Source organism: Capnocytophaga sp. oral taxon 329 str. F0087 (assembly GCF_000213295.2).
Taxonomy (GTDB): domain Bacteria; phylum Bacteroidota; class Bacteroidia; order Flavobacteriales; family Flavobacteriaceae; genus Capnocytophaga; species Capnocytophaga leadbetteri_A.
In genome coordinates this window covers 1-1,018 of the sequence record NZ_KN390085.1, presented here as the reverse complement: position 1 = coordinate 1,018, position 1,018 = coordinate 1, and the positions used below count along the sequence as shown (strand labels likewise).

Genomic DNA, 1,018 nt, shown 5'->3' with positions numbered 1-1,018 from the left:
CTCTTAGGTGTGTTAAAGCCCAAGAAAGAAAGTATTTTTTAGCTTCTTTTAGGGTTTTGAAAATCGGGAGCGCGCCGAAAAGTGCTATTTGTCCGGTAGGTTTTAGGTAGGACTGTTTGTTGTTGTATAATTTAAGCAGCTCTTTTTGGTAGTACTGTATTTGGGTGTTGTACTCCGCTATTTTGTTGTCGGCTATTTTCTTTACCGCCATATAGTCGGGGGCTTCGGGGTTTACGAAGTCTTTATTAGCAGGGTTTATAAAGCGGTCTTTTAGGTTGCCGATGTTATTTTGTAGGTCGCTTATAAGGGTTTTATAGCGTTCTACCTCTTCATCATATTGTTTTTCGCCCTCTGATTGGTATTTCATACGTGCCAGATTGAGGGGTGCCGTAGGCTCGAAAGGGTTCCAACAAGCGCGTACGTACTCAAGGAATTTTACTTTAGTGGTGGTGCGTTTGCTGGCTTCTTTATTCATTAGGAAGTCGAACATTTCTTTTTCGTGCGCGTCTGTTAGTTCGGGGGCGTTGCGGCGGGCTTGTCCTATCCAGTCGGCTACGCGTTCGGCTTCGTTTTTATCGGCTTTGCTTTGCGTTTGACTGAATTGTACAAGGGTGCTCATCGTGGCTCCTTTGGGGTTTAGGCACGATAAGTTGAGTATATAAGAGCGGTTTTTGCCCTCAAGGGCTGCTTTGTCGTTTATTTCTTTTTCGCTGTAGCCCTCTTCACGATACTTGCGATAGATAGCGGCGCGCTCATAGGGTTCCTCAAGGGTACGGTTGGCGTTGCTTATCTCTTTGGCATAGCGTATGGCATCGGCTTCGGTAGGGTAATCATCATTAGCGAACTTTACGGGCACGTTTTTATGTTTGAGGCGTTTGAGTGCCTCAAAGCGGTGATGCCCTGCCAAAACAAAGGTTTTGCCTTGCTTTTTGTCGTACCATACGACCAATGGGTCGAGGTCGGTAGGTTTGAAGTTATTGACGATGTTTTCGACTATTTCTTCATTGAGTTTCTTTCG

General features: G+C 45.2%; 1 protein-coding gene. It reads right to left on the bottom strand.

Annotated elements, in window-relative coordinates; all coding sequences use genetic code 11:
• The coding region (locus HMPREF9074_RS11405) for a ParB/RepB/Spo0J family partition protein (protein WP_034540961.1) at window positions 1-1,018 on the bottom strand (1,018 nt) is incomplete at both ends.